General features: G+C 63.8%; 1 protein-coding gene. It reads right to left on the reverse strand.

Annotated elements, in window-relative coordinates; all coding sequences use genetic code 11:
* Nucleotides 1-1,214, reverse strand: a 1,214-nt coding sequence (locus D472_RS26445) for a non-ribosomal peptide synthetase (protein WP_204366527.1), incomplete at its 3' end; no start/stop codon positions are given.
* Nucleotides 1,215-1,262 lie beyond the last annotated feature (48 nt).

Consider the following 1,262-nt stretch of genomic DNA (forward strand, 5'->3'; position numbering starts at 1 on the left):
ACGGCGCGGATTCTGCCGATCAGCCGCGTGGCCAACAACGAGTGCCCACCCAGATCGAAGAACGAATCATCGATCCCGACCCGCTCCAAACCCAAGACCTCGGCGAACAGACCACACAAGATCTCCTCACGCGGATCACGCGGACCACGCCCCGACACCTCCGCCGAGAAATCAGGATCGGGCAACGCCCGCCGATCCAACTTCCCGTTCTCGGTCAACGGCAACTCGTCCAACACCACCACCGCCGCCGGAACCATGTACTCCGGAAGCAGATCAGCGGCCTGGACACGAACCGATCCGGTATCGAGTACCACCCCGGCCCCTCCAACGACGTAGGCGACCAGGGAAAGAACCCCCCCGTGACCGCCCCGAGCGACGACCACCGCTCTGGAGACCTCCGGCAGCTTCTCCAGCACGGCCTCGATCTCGGCGGGTTCCACCCGAAAACCCCGCACCTTCACCTGATCATCGGCCCGACCCACATACTCCAATTCACCCTCACGCCCCCACCGCACCACATCACCGGTGCGATACATCCGCTCCCCACCCCCGACAAAAGGATCAGGAACGAACCGCTCAGCCGTCAGATCCGGACGACGCAAATACCCCTGCGCCACCGTGGCACCACCGATGTACAACTCCCCCGGCACACCCACCGGAACCGGCCGCAACCAACCATCCAGCACATACACCCGAGCACCGGCCAAAGGCCCACCGATCGGAACCGAGGCCCGTTCCTCTTCCACCCGAACCACCTCGTAGGTGGTGGTGAACCCCATGTTCTCCGCAGGCCCATAACCATTGACCACCCGCACACCCGCATGCTCCGACAACGCCTTGGCCACATGCGCCACCGACGCCGCCTCACCCGCCGTCATCGCCACCCGCACCACATCGAACACCTCAGGCCGCTCATCCAACATCACGTTGAACAACCCCGCCGACATCTGCAGATTCGTCACACCATGCGCCACCACCAGGTCAGCGATCGCATCGAAACGCGGACGCTGCCCCGGCTGCAACACACACCGCCCCCCGAACAACAACGCCCCGAACAACTCCAAAGCGAACGCGTCCCACGACACCGGAGAACACTGCAACCACACCTGATCAGCATCGAAATCCACATACGACTGACCCAGGAACGTCCCCAACAACCCCTGATGCGCCGTCACCACACCCTTGGGCACACCCGAAGACCCCGACGTGAACATCACACACGCCACCGACCCCGACGACACCTCCACACCCAGATCGGCGGC

Source organism: Nocardiopsis alkaliphila YIM 80379 (assembly GCF_000341005.1).
Lineage (GTDB): Bacteria > Actinomycetota > Actinomycetes > Streptosporangiales > Streptosporangiaceae > Nocardiopsis > Nocardiopsis alkaliphila.